General features: G+C 41.5%; 11 protein-coding genes. 7 read left to right on the forward strand and 4 right to left on the reverse strand.

From position 1 onward, the window contains the following. Positions 1 to 10: 10 nt before the first annotated feature. Genes AC0KSB_RS06150 through AC0KSB_RS06160 form a run of 3 tightly spaced genes read left to right on the forward strand, consistent with a single transcriptional unit; the run spans position 11 to position 3515 of the window. Complete coding sequence (locus AC0KSB_RS06150) at positions 11 to 850, forward strand: class II fructose-bisphosphate aldolase (protein ID WP_472307372.1); 840 nt, start codon at positions 11 to 13, stop codon at positions 848 to 850. A 13-nt stretch (positions 851 to 863) separates the two neighbouring features. Continuing rightward, positions 864 to 2870, forward strand: a complete 2007-nt coding sequence (locus AC0KSB_RS06155; protein ID WP_472307374.1) for a PfkB family carbohydrate kinase — start codon at positions 864 to 866, stop codon at positions 2868 to 2870. 15 nt (positions 2871 to 2885) lie between these two features. Then, positions 2886 to 3515 (forward strand): bifunctional 4-hydroxy-2-oxoglutarate aldolase/2-dehydro-3-deoxy-phosphogluconate aldolase, encoded by a 630-nt coding sequence (locus tag AC0KSB_RS06160; protein WP_472307376.1) that lies wholly within the window; start codon positions 2886 to 2888, stop codon positions 3513 to 3515. Positions 3516 to 3624: 109 nt separating this feature from the next. On the opposite strand, the gene AC0KSB_RS06165 is transcribed toward AC0KSB_RS06160, so the two are convergent. The 4 genes from AC0KSB_RS06165 to AC0KSB_RS06180 are packed head-to-tail and all read right to left on the reverse strand — an operon-like array spanning position 3625 to position 9554. After that, positions 3625 to 4914 carry a glycoside hydrolase family 140 protein gene (locus tag AC0KSB_RS06165; RefSeq protein ID WP_472307378.1) on the reverse strand — a complete coding sequence of 430 codons (1290 nt, stop codon included), beginning with the start codon at positions 4912 to 4914 and terminating at the stop codon, positions 3625 to 3627. Then, positions 4914 to 6359 carry a sialate O-acetylesterase gene (locus AC0KSB_RS06170; protein ID WP_472307380.1) on the reverse strand — a complete coding sequence of 482 codons (1446 nt, stop codon included), beginning with the start codon at positions 6357 to 6359 and terminating at the stop codon, positions 4914 to 4916. The genes AC0KSB_RS06165 and AC0KSB_RS06170 overlap by 1 nt, the downstream gene beginning before the upstream one ends. A 13-nt stretch (positions 6360 to 6372) precedes the next feature. Beyond that, on the reverse strand, positions 6373 to 8076 hold the full coding sequence (locus tag AC0KSB_RS06175; protein WP_472307382.1) for a helix-turn-helix domain-containing protein: 1704 nt from the start codon (positions 8074 to 8076) through the stop codon (positions 6373 to 6375). Beyond that, entirely contained in the window at positions 8073 to 9554 is a 1482-nt protein-coding gene (locus AC0KSB_RS06180) for a sensor histidine kinase (protein ID WP_472307384.1), read from the reverse strand. The genes AC0KSB_RS06175 and AC0KSB_RS06180 overlap by 4 nt, the downstream gene beginning before the upstream one ends. A 574-nt stretch (positions 9555 to 10128) precedes the next feature. Between AC0KSB_RS06180 and AC0KSB_RS06185 the strand changes: the two genes are divergently transcribed. The 4 genes from AC0KSB_RS06185 to AC0KSB_RS06200 all read left to right on the forward strand — a co-directional run bounded on the left by AC0KSB_RS06185 (position 10129) and on the right by AC0KSB_RS06200 (position 15971). Continuing rightward, positions 10129 to 11853, forward strand: coding sequence for a type 2 periplasmic-binding domain-containing protein (locus AC0KSB_RS06185; RefSeq protein WP_472307386.1), 1725 nt, complete (start codon positions 10129 to 10131; stop codon positions 11851 to 11853). Positions 11854 to 12112: 259 nt separating this feature from the next. Continuing rightward, entirely contained in the window at positions 12113 to 12982 is an 870-nt protein-coding gene (locus AC0KSB_RS06190; RefSeq protein WP_472307414.1) for an ABC transporter permease, read from the forward strand. A gap of 9 nt (positions 12983 to 12991) precedes the next feature. Next, complete coding sequence (locus AC0KSB_RS06195; RefSeq protein ID WP_472307388.1) at positions 12992 to 13873, forward strand: carbohydrate ABC transporter permease; 882 nt, start codon at positions 12992 to 12994, stop codon at positions 13871 to 13873. A gap of 46 nt (positions 13874 to 13919) precedes the next feature. Further along, positions 13920 to 15971: a beta-glucosidase gene (locus AC0KSB_RS06200; protein ID WP_472307390.1), complete on the forward strand. Its 2052-nt coding sequence runs from the start codon at positions 13920 to 13922 to the stop codon at positions 15969 to 15971. Positions 15972 to 16003: the final 32 nt, after the last annotated feature.

Below are 16003 nucleotides of genomic sequence, written 5' to 3' on the forward strand. Positions count from 1 at the left end.
GGAGTACAACATGGAAAGTTTTTCTCGCAATTTAAAAAGTGCCCAAAATAGTGGCTACGCAATAGGTGCTTTTAACATTTTCAATTATCAATCGGCTAAGGCTGTGGTAGATGTTGCAGAGGAACTCAACAAACCAATAATTATTCAGACTTCAACTTCAACAGTAAAAAAATATGGTGAGAAGAAATTGATTGAAATCATTAATGCAGCAAGGTATGGTGCTACGGTACCAATTGTTGTCCATTTAGATCACTGTAAAGATATTGATTTAGCACAAAGTTGTATAAATGCCGGATGGGATTCAATTATGTTTGATGCATCTCATCTATCCTTTGAAGAGAATATTAGAATCACAAGCGAGATCACGGCAATAGCTCATAGTAAAGCTGTAGAAGTAGAAGGTGAACTTGGAACAATTTTTGGTGTTGAGGATGATATGAGTTCTGACATCCAAATAAATGCTCAATTCGATGAATCATTGGAGTTTATTTTGAGAACAGGAATAGACGCTTTTGCTCCAGCAATTGGTACCGCACACGGAGTGTATAAAGGTACTCCGAAAATTGACTTCGATATCGTACAAAAACTATCTCAAAATACAAAATGTCCAATCGTTATTCACGGCGGAACAGGCTTGTCAGAGAATGATTTCAAAAAGCTAATCAAGTATGGAGCTAGCAAAATAAATGTATCCACTGCTTTGAAATATGCTTTTGTTGAGGGTTGTAGAAAAGCCATAAACATCTCTTCTGAGAAAGTTGATCCGCTTTTGATGGATGAAAGTATTATTGAGCAAATAAAAGAAGTTGTTATGCGACATATGCTGATTTTTACGGCAGAAGATATATAGAACGGAGAAACCTATGAAATCGCAATATCCTGTTGAATTACATAGCCATAGTACGAGATCAGATGGACACGATTCGGTTGAGGAGCTAATTCAAAATGCAATAGATAGAGGAATTTCTATCTTAGCTTTAACTGATCATGATACGACTCCACCTAAAACAATTAGAATAGATGGTAAAAATGTTGATACAATAAACTATGCGCGAAAAAAGGGACTGAGTTTATTGCTTGGCAATGAAATCTCTTGTGACACTCTAAACGAAGATGTTCATATAATTGCATTGGGATGTGACTGGGAAGACCATTTCTTCTCGGAACTAGAGACTATGGTACAGAACAGCAAGGTATCTTCTTATAAACTAGTAATTGATAAAATCTCGAGTTCTGGAATAGATGTAAATTGGGATGATATGCTCGAGTTTGCAGGATTGGTAGATAATCCAGAAAAAGTTCAAAAGAAAAAGATATTTGAGTATCTGGCTCAAAAGGGTTTTGCTTCCGACTGGAGTGAAGCAAAGAAAAAATTGCAAAGTACGCCAGAGTTAAATGTTGCACGAGAAAAACCTGATCCGACATCGGTTATTGAGAATATACATAGGACTGGTGGTTATGCAATACTGGCTCATCCTTACCTTATTAGCGAAAGACCAGTGATTGTAAATAGTAAGGATGAAGATAAATACATAACAAGAGATGAGTATATCGAAAGGCTTATTATTGCAGGGCTTGATGGGATAGAAGCTTTGTATACATACAATAAAACTTCGTATAAGGGAAATCTTGACAAGGCTACCATAGCTTCTCAAATTGTTGAAAAATTCAAAGATCGTGTAAAAATAATCTCAGCGGGCTCTGACTATCATGCAGATCATAAGAAGAATATTGTAAACCCAAGAGAACTAGGTGAATGTGGCTTAAGTTTAGAATATTTTATTGATAATGAAATACTATCAAAACTAATTAGAAAACAACATTTTGTGTCATTGGGCGAAATTATGCTTAGACTAAAATCTCCAAGAGGTGAGAGGTTTTTACAAAGTCAAAAATTTGAAGCTACTTTTGGTGGCGGTGAAGCAAATGTAGCCGTATCATTGGCAAACTATGGGAATAGGTCTTCTTTTGTAACTGCATTACCTGAAAACGATATAAGTAAAGCATGTCTCTCTGAACTAAAAAGGTTCAATGTCGATGTAAGTAGTGTAGTTTTTTCTCCAGGTAGATTAGGGGTATATTATGTCGAGCCCGGTTCAAACCAAAGGCCGTCAAAGGTTATTTATGACCGAAAAGGATCATCTATTGCAATTGCTAATATGGAAACCTTTGATTGGGATAATGTATTTAGTAATAAGACATGGTTTCATTTTACTGGCATAACTCCTGCTCTAAGCGACACTGCAGCGGATTTAGTTTTGCATGCGGTGAAAAATGCACATGAAAGAAACGTGATTGTATCTTGTGATTTAAATTATAGAGCCAAACTTTGGGATTATGGTAAGGCGCCCCAAGAGGTCATGTCAAAAATCATGCCTTATGTTGATGTTTGCATAGCTAATGAAGAAGATATCCAAAAGATGCTTGGAATTTCGGCAGATGAACACATGGATTTAGCCGACATGAGTGCTGATTCTTTTGAATCAAGAAATGCGACTAATTACTTTAAGATTTTGTGTCAAAGACTAGTTGGAACTTATCCCAATATCAAGACAGTTGCAATTAGCTTGCGCGAAAGTGTTAATGCAGATATTAATAACTGGTCTGCATGTATCTATTCTAATAACAACTTTTATATGTCAAACAAGTTCAAAATTACCGATATTGTTGACAGAGTAGGTGGCGGTGATTCATTTTCTGGTGCTCTTATACACGGATTGGCAAATTACATTTTACCAGAGCGGGCTCTTGAATTTGCTGTAGCAGCCAGTTGTCTTAAACATAGCATAATGGGTGATTTCAACAGATTTTCAGAGGTTGAAGTTATCAATCTTGTTAAGGGAAATTCTTCTGGTCGCATTCAAAGGTAATATATGGGGTGTATTATGAATAATGAGATTAAAACAAGTCTTAAGAATGCTGGCATTATTGCAATAGTAAGGAATATACCATATAAGTTTATTCCTGATACTGTGGATGCCTTGCTTAATGGTGGAATAAATGCAATTGAAGTAACACTGAATAGGGAAGATAGCTATAAAAGCATAAAATGGATCTCTGATAATAGAAAAAATGTTTTTATAGGTGCTGGGACCGTAATAACAGTTGAGCAAGTACTCAGAGCAAAGGAGCATGGGGCAAAATACATAATATCTCCCAATATGTGCGCAGAAGTAATAATTGAAACAAAAAGGCAAGGACTAATCTCATTACCTGGTTGTGTTACACCTACTGAAATGACAACTGCAATCAGCCATGGTGCTGACTTAATTAAGTTGTTTCCAGCAAGCGTTTTTGGTCCCGAATACGTTAAAGCCCTTTTGTCTCCTTTACCAGATACTGAAATAGTTGCTGTAGGTGGAATCAGTCTTGAAAACATAGAGCTGTATAAAAAGGCAGGGATAAAGACTTTTGGTATTGGAGGAAACTTAGTAGATTTAAATGAGATTGAGCGGGGTAACTATAATAAGATTCAAACACTAGCTGCAAAGTATATTGCTGCTACATGTAAATAGAGTTTAGAGTGGACCTTTAATAATACGAATTACATAGTCTCATTTACACTATTAAGTTTGAGAACTCAAATTTATTAGCTTCTGAGAGAATGAATTGTTAATCATTCTACTATCTTTCTACTATCAACACCCAATCGAGATTTAGCATTGGTGGAGTGATTTCCACAATTTCAGCATCCCTTGATATGTTTATTGTATCGAAATCTATAGTTTCACCAGATCGGGGGTTGTACCATTTCATGCCATTAATTTGAAATTTCAGGTGCTGAGTATTAACACTGAATGGCTTTCCGTATGGTGAATACAGTAGCACAGAGTCATTTGTTTGACAGGCGCTGATATAATTTTCATCTTCGAGATTGTCTATCACTATTTCGGGGCAAGGCTTAAACTGAGTGAACCGATGTGATGTGATGAGATTTTTCAGATGAAGCATATGATTGGCACCTGGTTGTTCAAGAGCTTGTTCCCACGTACGAGGGTAATAATCATCTGCAGATTTTTGAAAGCACCAGATTGAGCTATGTCCATAGGTGTGGCCAAATGCACCTGATAACACGCTCCAATAGGCTGCGATGCGTACATCATGATCATTGTAGAAGCCGTATGTAGGATTGAAGTTTTTAGGTATGTCTTCATAGCGAGGCTCGCCATCTACGACTGGTTTATCAGGTTTGAGGCTGTAATCGTGTTTTATCTTCTTGTAATTAAGATAGCAATCTAGCGCATGGCCTGATTGACAGAGATGAAAATCAACCTCGTTAGGAAGGAATCTGCTGGAAGTGGAATTGCCGGGAGGATGAAAACAAATTAAGTGGCGAAATTTCTCGTTCTCCTGGATGCCTTCTTTCATAGCTCTGATAATTGCAAAGTGATTATCAGTTTCCAATGGCCGGTCGCCACCGAGCATCCAAATTAGATTGCTGCGATGTCCATATCTCTGAGCGAGCCAGCTGCCGTATATACGGCTATTTTCAGTTGTGAAAATCTCTGGTCCTTTGCCGTGTTTAATATTAAATTTGTCACCCCAGGTGGGTAGAAACGCTATGTACATCTCAAGTGATTCTGCCAGATCAAATACACTGTCAATATGGTGCCAGTAGCTATACCCTTCTATATCTGGCAAAGTCGGATCGTACTTTCCAGTGGCGTTCTTCTTGAGTGGTGTTCGGCCATAATAGTTTGCCAGCTCCAGACCATTGTTCTCAGCTAGCGCGACAGCCTGGACTATATTGAAGCCCTTTGACTTGCGATCTTCAAGATAAAATCTGATTTCTTCTAGACTTAATATGTGAAACATGCTCCAGGCGGTATCTGCTAACCAGAAAAATAGCCTGCCACCTATTGTCTGCAGATAACGATTATTGGGAGTAGTTTGTAAAATATCGGATTTATCCATTATATTTCCTCTCTGATTGGATATTCATAAAATGCCAGGACTGGTAAACATGAGCCTGTATCGAATGGTATTTCAAGATTAATAGATTGGCGCCATGCGAAGCTTACATTCGCAGGCAACTCGATATTCCTGCTTAGCGTTATGTGAATCCTATTATGTTCGATTAAGTACGAGGTCGGCTCACATCTTCCCAATTGATCAATAAAATCAAAAGGTAAGTCTTTTGCTGAAATTTGCTTAGTTGATAAGCGGTCAAGCACATTACTAAATGTTAATGTAACTGTATCTGTTTGGATAACATTTGCTCCCTCGATGTCTGGTGCTTTGTAGCTATATCCACTATTTGTCATATGATGAAGCACCTGGGCGGCTAGCCTCTGTGCGAGCATCAGGTTACCAGCTGCGCTGTTATGAATAATATCTCCCAGAGGCACATCAATTGAAGGACAGATAAAAACATTATCAATTAATCGTGCTGCCTGTCTCTGTGCTTCGCGAATTAGCCCCCAGCCGGCATCTTTAGGTTTATTCTGTTCGGCTCTGTATTTATTGAGCTGAACTGTGAATATTGGCAGTTTGTCATCGGCAAAAGCTACACGCAAGTGTTTTACAAGAGATGTGAATCTATCGAGGTAGCTTGTCGCCTTGATAGCTTCGCTGAACGCATCTGTGCAGCCTTGATACCAAAAAATACCTCTGATTAGATTTGCGGCTGGCAGACCGAGATTCTGATTGAGATTTGTAAATAGTTCGCCATGTTCATCAGGATGCCAACTGGACATCGCACTGCCGCCTCGTGCAAATGGCATCAATCCAATGGGGTAGCCGAGTGCTTGATTTAAGATTTTTGCAGCTGCCAGATAAGGGGAGTGGCCGGGATTGATCCTCTCTTGCAGCAGGGGCATTGCTGTGTCGGTTGAATCTGCCAGTGGGTGGCTCGCTATATCCCATTTGCCATTATGACGTAGCATATGTACACCAAGACAAGGTGCATCAGGTATACTGTCACGACCTATTCCTGTCGCGTTGCTCTGACCGATAATAAGGAATACATCACCTACTCCAATGTGATGGCGCATGTCACCTCTGTGAGCCCATGAGAAACCATCACAACCATTATCGAGCAGGCAGGTCTCAATTCGATATAGACCCCCACATGGGACTGCTTCTATTTTAAAGCTCCACGTGCCTTGATTGCAGTTTTCAGCCGAAGTTACTGTATTTGCTGCTGCGAACGATTTGATAATTCTTCCTGTGTTTTCACAAACCAATCTTACATAAACACACTCGCTTCCGTTGGCACTCAACTTGCGCCAGTATCCAGTCAGCATGATGTCTGCTACTCCGATATTGTTTTTCTGAAAGATCTGCCAGTCTTGTGCTCCGTCGGTAATAAAGACACTACCGTTAACGTTCTCTGGCAGATTAGGGATACCGTCTCTCATTTTATTAGCTCCTTCAACTGTTCTCGATGCTATCACGGTACTGCTGTGGTGCCATTCCGACATAGCGTTTGAAATAACTGTTAAAGTATGTTCTTGATTGGAAGCCTGTTTTGCTGGCTATTTCGCTTATGTTTAGATTGCTATTTCTCATCAACTCCTGGATGCGTGCAATTTTTTTCTTGGCGATATAGTCGCCAATAGTTATGCCGGTTGTTTTCGAGAAGAAGCGGGAGAGATAGTTTGTGCTGTAGCCTGTTAGTTCTGATAGGTCCAGCAGGCTAATCTCGTTTTCTATATTATTGCTTATGTATTCCTGTATTGTTTCCAGCACATCACTAATATTCTTATGTCTCTGATTTTCCCTCTCCTCAAATAGAATATTAGCTAGTCTGGTCATTTCTGAACGCAGATGTTCAAATGATGGTGCATTAGCAGGGCGCGATAAATTGAAGACTAGATTCTTAATTTCAGTGTTTGTCTCAAGCTGGTTTTGATTGATATATGAGAGAAAGCTGCTTAGTAGATTATAGTAGTTTTCCAGTGTTTGGCTTGAATGCCAATTTATGCTCTTGGCCAGATTATCACAATAGGAATTGAAAAGACTATTGAAGTCAGTTTGATTGCCTTGGTCGAGGAAGCGACGCAGCGACGCGGCGGTGTTCTGCCTATGCATGACGATCGTTTCAGCGCTGCTTATCAAGCCATCTCTGGATGGGGACTGGCTATTGTTCTCGTTTTTTGTCAGTGTATTGTCGGTGCTATTTCTCTCGTCATGTTTCTCACCGAGATAAATAAGACCATCCGCAGGCATCGGGCTATCGAGCTTGGCTTTGATCAAGAGATATTGTTCCGGAATAGTGATTTCATGCTTAACTCTTTCGCTGACAACGAATGATACATCAATACCAAGAGACTGTGATGCCGCCTGTTGTGCGATCTCGAGAGCGCCAATGATTTGGGTTTCCTTGAAATCCTCGTCACTTCTTGCTTGTGGCTCAATCAGCCAGATCACCCGATCATTTGCGACCTCTGCGATGATCAGATCAGTATATGGCTGCAGGTAGTGATTTACGATCGATTTCAGTCTAAAGGCCGCAACTGAGCTGGAAAAAATAACCTTGTTGTTACTGCCTTCTGGTTTTGCGATCGAACCTACTATCAGATAGAAATCATGCGTCATATTGTTTACATTCAGAATGCGCTTGCATTGATCAAGCTCGCCCATTGACAAATAATTGCCGCGTATCCAGGTGAAGAAGGCCTGTCTTCTTAGCTGGTTCTGCTGATCCTCCAGGTTTTGCTGCATGTCGATCAGACTCTGCTGTCGCTCAATTTCTTCATCAACTAATTTTAGTGCTTGTTGGACTTCGCTGAGAATTTCTTTATCGCCTGAGGTTTTAAGGACATAGCTGCTAATGCCCTTGCGTATTGCTTCCTGTGCGTAGTCAAAGCTTGGATGTCCTGTAAGTAATACTGATTTACACAATGGCCAAATTGAGGTGATTCGATCTACCATTGCTAAACCGTTGATTTCCGGCATGTTTATATCGGTTATCAGCAGATCGATTTTCGTACTGCCAGCAATTTCGAGCGCCCGCTGTGTTGTGTATGCCTTATAGATCGATAGGCTGCTTCCGAGATGGATGTCCAATAGTTCGTAGATCCAGTCGACAACAAAGTTTTCATCATCTACTAATAGTACAGAGTAGTTTCTCATTTTTTTGCTTCCTTCGGTATTGTTATGATTACGCTTAAACCATCTGACAGACGTCGAATATCCAGTCCGCAGGAGCTGCCGAACTCCAGGATTAATCTTCGATGGATATTTGTAATCGCGGTTGTTTCTGCTTGTATCTCTGATGTAAATATCAGCTTGCTTTTTATTAGCTCGAGTTCCTGGTCAGTAATCTCTCGGCCATGGTTTTCGATTCTAATGCTGTGGTTGCCATCGTCAGCATACTTAAGTGCCACCTGTGCCTTCTCGTTTGCTCCTTTGATACCGTAATTGATGGCGTTTTCCAGAAGTGGCTGAAGAATTAGTCTTGGTACCATTATCTGTTTTACTACCTCTGGTAATTGGTCAATACTTATTTTCAGAGTGCTACTAAAACGAAGTGCTTGGATTTCTAAATAGCTAGCTGCATGATTCCATTCAGCCTCCAGTGTGACCTTGTCCTGATAATTGCGTGTGATGTATTGGAAATACTCGCCGAGATAACCAGACAATTCATGTGCTGTCTCGAAATCTTCCTGCTGGATCAAACGATGTAGCAAGAAATAAATATTATAGAGAAAATGAGGGTTTATCTGAGCCTGAAGCTGTTTTAGTTCCATTCTCTGAGCATATATCTCTTTTTCATACAGGTCTGTCACTGCCATTTTTAACTTGGTTGACATGCGGTTGAATCCTTCGCCTAACTGGTTGAACTCGGTTGTGTCGGTGTTAGTCGACAACGTGTTTCCCAGCTGTCCCTTTTCAACTGTTTGGAAAGCTTCTAGTAATGCTGCTACGTGTTTTCTGACGTACTTTCTTGAGAAATATGTGTAGGCAAGCATCGCGATAACACTCAGTAATGTAAACAGTACAAGTGCAATCAATATCTGATTAGTGACCGAGAATAGTTCATTTTTCTCCACAATCTGTACTATGTACAGATTCATTAATGCAGAGTAATAAGCAAATGTATATGCGTTTCGACTCTCTCTGATTGTTGTTTCCTTTCGGTTTACAAATTGTTCTTTTTCAGATTCGAATAGCTCAGACAATTGGCTTCCAATCTCATTTGAGGTTATGATACGGTCCGCTTCACTATCATATAAAACCGTGTATCTATCACCGCCAAGTCTTGACAACAGCTGGCGGATATAAGCTGTAGATAGGTCGAAACGGATAATATAAGCCGGTGGAGAGGAGGAATAAACGGAGGTAACCGGATACATGATTGATAAATACAGCCTATCATCTATATTGTGAACCGTACCAGAGGAGGCCTTGATTTCCTCAAACTGATTTATAAACTGCTGATGAGTTGTAGGCATATAGCCGCTCGCAGCAGACATCATTCTGTCTTGATCGCGATAGTAAATCGTGATATCGCTTATAGAGGCATTACCCAAATAAAGCGGTCTAATAAGCTCCCAATGGCTGTTAAGTGTATTATAGAATTCAGTGTTGCTCATTGTTTGGCTTCGCATAACATAGTCATTCAAAGACGGTGCTGCCAGTAGTGCTTCAAGCTGCCTAGCTAAGTACTGAACATCCTGTTCTAGAAGGCTAGTGATGGATCCTGTGGATTCCAACGCGGCATTAGTGAGCTCGTTTCTGATTGCGGTTTGGCCTCGGTCGATTAAGACAATTCCTGTTATTTGAAAGGGAATGAGCGTTACTAGAGCGATTATCAACATCCTAACAGACATCGAATGAGTTCTTCTGCGGTGATGTTTTCGGGGCAATAATGCTCTCATGATTTACTCCTTCAAATATAGGGTTGTACGTGGAATAATTATATCATGGGTACGAAAACTGATTGATTCAGATATTGTGCTCATAATAGAAAGGAATTGATGATTAGGACATAATTTCTGAATGCTTGTTAAAATATACAAAATATTTGCAATGCTCAATGAGTAATAGTGGAATATCACAACGATCAGTCTGGTGATAGGATAGATTCATCAGCAGAAGCGCAGGGCATTAAGAAATATATACTATAGAGTTCAAGAGCAATGCGTGAATCTGCACGAATTCTATTTATTACAGGAGGGTAGTATGAAAAAGAGAATCACAGCACTGTTGCTGGCAATCATGATGACTTCCGTTTTTGTGTTAACAGCATGTAGCGGAAACAATGATAAGACCGACAACACACAGCCTACAACATCACAGGCTTCTGGCGAAACTACTGCCGGTGAAGAAACCAATCTTACTGAACCAGCGGATCCGTTTGGCAAGTATGATCCAGGAGTTACACTTAGAGGTGCCTGGGTTGATACCGGAGGAACAGTATTTGTGCCCGGTAATCCTGATTACGATTCAGCATCACAGAATATTTACATAGATGCCTACAAAGAGCATCTAGGTATCAGTGTTGAATACGATTGGGTTTCAGCCGATATGGATGCTTATAATACCAAGTGGAATCTGGCGACAGCTCAGCAGAACCTGCCTGATTTTGGTATGGTAAATGAAGTCCAATACAAGATGTTGCTTGAGGCTGGCCTGATAATGGATATGACAGACATATTTGAGCAGTATGCCAGTGATAAATACAAGGCTTTCCTTGATGCTGATGGTGGAGCAACTCGAGGCTATAGCACACATGAAGGCAGACTGATGGGTCTTCCGATAACCGGCGCCACCCCTGATTCTGTTGCACTTATCCATATCCGTAAGGATTGGCTTGATAAACTCGATCTGCCGGTACCAACGACAATCGAAGAACTTGAAACAACAATGCAAGCTTTTATCGATAACAAAATGGGCGGTGAAGGGACATATGGCTTGATAGGAAGTAAGCAAGCTTTCGGAGCCGATCCTGATGTTGCTTTCCGCGGCATAATGAATGGTTATGGTGCATATCCCAATGTTTGGATTCCAGATGAGTCAGGCAAGTTGCATTATGGATCCGCAAGCGAGAAGACCTATGAGCCGCTTATAAAGCTGCAGGAATGGTATAAAAATGGCTTCATCAACAAGGATTTTGCTGTTACCGAGAAGAGTATCGCAAAAGAAGATGTCGCAGCCGGTAAGGTCGGCGTTGTTTTCGGCACATTTTATCTTGCATCTGGCGTAGGTGACAATGCTATCGCTGATCCTAACGCGGAGTGGGTTATCGCTGATATTCCTACCATAGATGGTTCCAAGCCAATCGCACAGAGCTCTGTTTCAAGGACACAATTTATTTTCGTTAATAAGGATTGTAAGAATCCTGAAGCTGTGGTTAAGCTTATCAATTTGGAAATCGACCTGATTTTCAACGAGGATTCAGAAGTAGTTCTTAAGTATACAACTCATCCATCACCTGTTAGTGAGAATGAAAATATACAGACATCAAAATATGTGGCTACTGTACAGTTCTGTGGCATGCCCTGGCAGAACCTGACAAGACATACTGAGTCAGTAGCAGCGCTTGAGTCAGGCAAAGAGGATTTCTCAATTGCTCTGTCCAAGACTACATATGACAATCATTTACGATATGAAGGCGGCGAACGCTCACTGTTTAACAGCTATCACATTTTCGGCCCAGCTGGTACCTTTACAGTAATCAATCAGCTAAAGAATGAGGATAGAATCCTGCTCGATCATTATCAGTCGATTCCAACAACTACGATGACTGAGAAAAAGAGTATTCTTGACGACGCGCTCTATGCGTCAATGATCAACGTTGTCATGGGCGAGGACATCTCAACCTATGAGAAGGCTGTTGCTGACTGGTTCAAGAATGGCGGTCAGGAAATGACCGATGAAGTTAACGCATGGTATGAAGCCAGATAAATGGTATAAGCCTATAAATTAGATCAAACTGAAACTAAGGCTGCGCTTACCGTCTATTCATGGTAAACGCAGCCTTTCTTAAAAAATGAGTGAGGAGATACATGCCATGGCAATAAACAGAACAAAAAGAAGTAAGCCTAGTCTGCTTAGAAACAAGCGAAGTTCTCAGGCGGAGCATGCTACTTCAGGTCAGCTGCAAATAGCTGCAGAGAGACTTACAAGAGGTCAGAGGTTTCTTTATACTTTCAAACGCGATGCCATGCTACATGTAATGCTTCTGTTTCCGGTAATTATGATCTTTGTTTTCCAGTACATTCCACTTGGCGGTATTGTTATGGCTTTCCAGAATTACAGTCCGGCAAAAGGCTTCCTGGACTCGCCTTTTGTAGGTTTGGCTAATTTTCAAAGATTGTTCAACACACCTGGATTTGTACAGTCGGTTATAAATACATTCATCATCGCGGTAGGCAAGATAGTGCTTGGCTTGATAGTGCCAGTTACTTTCGCACTTTTGCTAAATGAGATGTTGTCTAAGCATGTTAAGAGATCAATTCAAACTATCGTATACCTTCCTCATTTTGTTTCCTGGGTCCTGATGGCGGGTATAGTTGTCGAAATACTCAATCCTAGAGATGGTATGGTCAATCAGATTCTAATGATGTTCGGGATGGATCCGGTATTTTTCCTTGGCAGCAACGACCATTTCCGTGGCGTTATTTGGGTCACAGATATCTGGAAGGAATTCGGCTATGCGACGATTATTTATATGGCCGCCCTGGCTGGACTTGATCCTGCGCTCTATGAAGCGGCCGCGATCGACGGTGCTGGTTATGCAAAACGCATGTGGCATATAACACTTCCTGGCATCTCCTCAACAATTGTTCTTCTGGCAATTCTGCGTATGGGCTCGATACTAAATGCAGGTTTCGATCAGATATTCAACCTCTATAGTCCAATAACATACCAGACCGGTGACATCATAGATACGATAGTCTACCGTCTTGGTATCGGTGGAGCTCAGTTCAGTTTGGCTACAGCAGCAGGTCTCTTCAAATCAGTCGTATCTGGTAGCTTGCTGATTATTTCTTATCGCATCGCTTACAAAGCCACGGGCTACCGTGTATTCTAAGGAGGCATCATGGTTTACAAAGAATCCTTAAGCCGCCGCCTGTTCGTGGCTGCAAATTATATTTTCTGTATAGTACTTGCCCTGGTCTGTATAGCACCGATGGTGCATATATTTGCCGTATCTCTAAGCGGCAGCGCAGCAGTTAATGCCGGAAGAGTTGGTTTGGTGCCTGTTGATTTCTCACTCGATTCATATAAATATATTCTGTCAACTCCGGCCTTCCCAACAGCTATGATGGTATCGGTCAAACGAGTTGTTCTGTCCGTTGTAATCAGTATGACTATGACTGTTCTCGCTGCCTATCCTTTGTCCAAGTCACGTCACAGATTCGGCGCCAGACAATTCTATGTCTGGTATCTGCTGGTCACTATGATCATCAGTGGTGGTCTGATTCCTACTTATTTGCTGATATCATCACTCAAATTGATGGATTCCATTTGGGCTCTTGTATTACCAGGTGCGGTAAATGTCTACAATATTATACTTCTGCAAAATTATATTAAGAGCTTGCCTGACGAGATACTCGAATCAGCGTTTGTCGATGGTGCAGGACACTGGAGAACCCTTGTACAGATCGTTCTGCCTCTTTGCAAGCCGGTAATGGCAACACTTGTACTATTCGTGGCAGTTGGCAACTGGAATGCCTGGTTCGACGGTCTAATTTATATGAACAGAACAGAAAACTATCCTCTGCAGTCATATCTTCAAACCATAGTTGTTGAGATTGATATGACTCTGGTTCAGTCGATCGACTCCCTAACCTTCAACTTGACGCAAAAAGGCAACAATGCCGCGCAGATATTCCTGGCCATGCTGCCGATAATCTGTGTATACCCTTTCCTGCAGCGTTATTTTACAAAAGGCATTGTTCTCGGCAGTGTTAAGGGTTGATATCGTGTTTGCGATTGATTAAGTATAAATCACAGGAGAATATGTAATGGAAATATCATCTCTTCCAATAGAGGAAAAAGCAAAAATACTAACCGGTAGCGGCGCATTACTGACAAGTGGAAATTACAGCATTAATCTGCCGGCGCTATTGTTAAGTGATGGTCCGCATGGCATCAGACGATTAATTGGACATCCATGGTTTCCACAGGAATGCAGCATACCGGGTGGAGATGTTTGTTTTCCGACACCATCTGCTCTTGGTAGCACATGGAATATTGAGCTCGTGAAGGAGGTTGGCAAGGCAATTGCCCGAGACTGTATCGAGGAGGATATCCAGGTACTCTTAGCACCAGGAGTCAATATGAAGAGAACACCTGTCTGTGGACGTAATTTTGAATACTTTTCAGAGGATCCGGTACTGTCAGGTGAGCTTGGCGCAGCCTTTATCCAGGGCGTTCAATCACTTGGTGTCAGTACTAGCCTTAAACATTTCGCTGTCAACAATCAAGAGAAGGATCGTAACAAAGTATCAGTTGAGATAGATATGCGCACACTTAGAGAAATCTACCTGCTCCCATTCGAGATTGCAGTTAAAAAAGGTCAGCCGGATAGCGTTATGTGTGCCTACAACAAACTTGGCGGTATCTGGTGCTCTGAGCATAAATGGTTACTGACGGAGCTGCTCCGTGAAGAGTGGGGCTTCGGTGGACTGGTTATATCTGACTGGTATGCAGTTCATTCACCGGCAAAAGCACTGCGTGCTGGTCTTGATCTGCAAATGCCGAAGGATAAAAATATTGTCGAGAGGATTAAGGATGGACTTGCTCGAGGAATCATCAGTGAGGCTCAGATTGATCAGTCCATTGAGAGAATTAGAAGATTCGCTCAGCAGGCTATCAAGTGCCGCGGTCTGAAACAAATTTATGATCGGGCTTCCCAGCATCGGCTGGCGGTGAATGCTGCTGCCGAATCAATCGTTCTTCTAAAAAATGATAATGATGCTCTGCCCTTGTGTTCCGGTTCTATGGAACGCATCTGTATCATTGGAAGCTTCGCGCAAGAACCGGTCATTATGGGTGGCGGAAGCTCGAAGGTCACAGTAGCTTCTGATAGTATTTCAACACCATTAGAATGTATCCGGCAGATATTACCGGCTGAGTGTCAGATTGATTATCTGCCGATTTTCAATACTCTTTTGCAGAGAACTGAAAATTATCGGAATATACGTGACGCCGCGAAACAATGTGATACGGTAATTGTTTTTATCGCTAATCCGCAGGACCTGGAAACAGAAGGAACTGACCGAGAGTGCTTGGCTTTTGCCGATGTGATGAATGAATATGCCGATCTGACTGCTGGGGAATTTAAGCGGACTATTGTAGTAATGCAGACAGGCAGCGCTAATATTCCGGGTAAATGGCGTCATAGCGCTGATGCTGTTTTGCAAATGTGGTACGCGGGTGAGGGCGGCGGTGAGGCTCTGGCAAAAATCCTGTTCGGTCAAGTTAATCCGTCAGGCAAACTCTCTGAAACTTTGTTTCTGGAAGCACCTGCTTACGCTTACGATACCGGCAATGGTAAACATGTTCGATATCAGGAAGGTTCTGATATCGGCTATCGATATTATGATAAGAATATGGAAAGTGTCTGGTTTCCCTTCGGCCATGGGCTGTCATACACGAGGTTTTCTTATGAAGGGCTTGAAATAACAAATGATAATACAAGTGAAAACACTAGTGAAAGCATGAGTTTAGATCTGCGTTTTGTGATTAAAAATAACGGAGATATTGCTGGTCAAGAGGTCTGGCAGCTCTATGTTGGACAGATTGACAGTATAGTTTACAAACCAATAAAAGAGTTGAAGGCTTTTGCTAAAGTGTTTTTGGCGCCTGGTGAAGAAAAAATAGTCGAAATAAGGCTAGGGTTCCGCGATTTTGCTCATTTCGATCAATATAGTAATGACTGGAAGATTGAGAATGGAAAGTACATGATATCAGTCGGGGCTTCGGCTGCGGATATTCGTTTAGGCTATGAGCTTGTTATAAATGATCCGCAGGCTTATACGATTCTCTGTGAGAGGGAAGCGCTGATCTTGTAACAAGGTTCTGATGATGTGATTTGGAGGATATG

Source organism: Ercella succinigenes (genome assembly GCF_900002895.1).

Bases quoted from the DNA above. Each gene is read 5' to 3' on its own strand.
- AC0KSB_RS06160 (WP_472307376.1), top strand. From the start codon at position 2,886: ATGAATAATGAGATTAAAACAAGTCTTAAGAATGCTGGCATTATTGCA.
- AC0KSB_RS06155 (WP_472307374.1), top strand. From the start codon at position 864: ATGAAATCGCAATATCCTGTTGAATTACATAGCCATAGTACGAGATCA.
- AC0KSB_RS06150 (WP_472307372.1), top strand. From the start codon at position 11: ATGGAAAGTTTTTCTCGCAATTTAAAAAGTGCCCAAAATAGTGGCTAC.
- AC0KSB_RS06190 (WP_472307414.1), top strand. From the start codon at position 12,113: ATGCTACATGTAATGCTTCTGTTTCCGGTAATTATGATCTTTGTTTTC.
- AC0KSB_RS06170 (WP_472307380.1), bottom strand. From the start codon at position 6,359: ATGAGAGACGGTATCCCTAATCTGCCAGAGAACGTTAACGGTAGTGTC.
- AC0KSB_RS06200 (WP_472307390.1), top strand. From the start codon at position 13,920: ATGGAAATATCATCTCTTCCAATAGAGGAAAAAGCAAAAATACTAACC.
- AC0KSB_RS06195 (WP_472307388.1), top strand. From the start codon at position 12,992: ATGGTTTACAAAGAATCCTTAAGCCGCCGCCTGTTCGTGGCTGCAAAT.
- AC0KSB_RS06165 (WP_472307378.1), bottom strand. From the start codon at position 4,914: ATGGATAAATCCGATATTTTACAAACTACTCCCAATAATCGTTATCTG.
- AC0KSB_RS06185 (WP_472307386.1), top strand. From the start codon at position 10,129: ATGAAAAAGAGAATCACAGCACTGTTGCTGGCAATCATGATGACTTCC.
- AC0KSB_RS06175 (WP_472307382.1), bottom strand. From the start codon at position 8,076: ATGAGAAACTACTCTGTACTATTAGTAGATGATGAAAACTTTGTTGTC.
- AC0KSB_RS06180 (WP_472307384.1), bottom strand. From the start codon at position 9,554: ATGCGAAGCCAAACAATGAGCAACACTGAATTCTATAATACACTTAAC.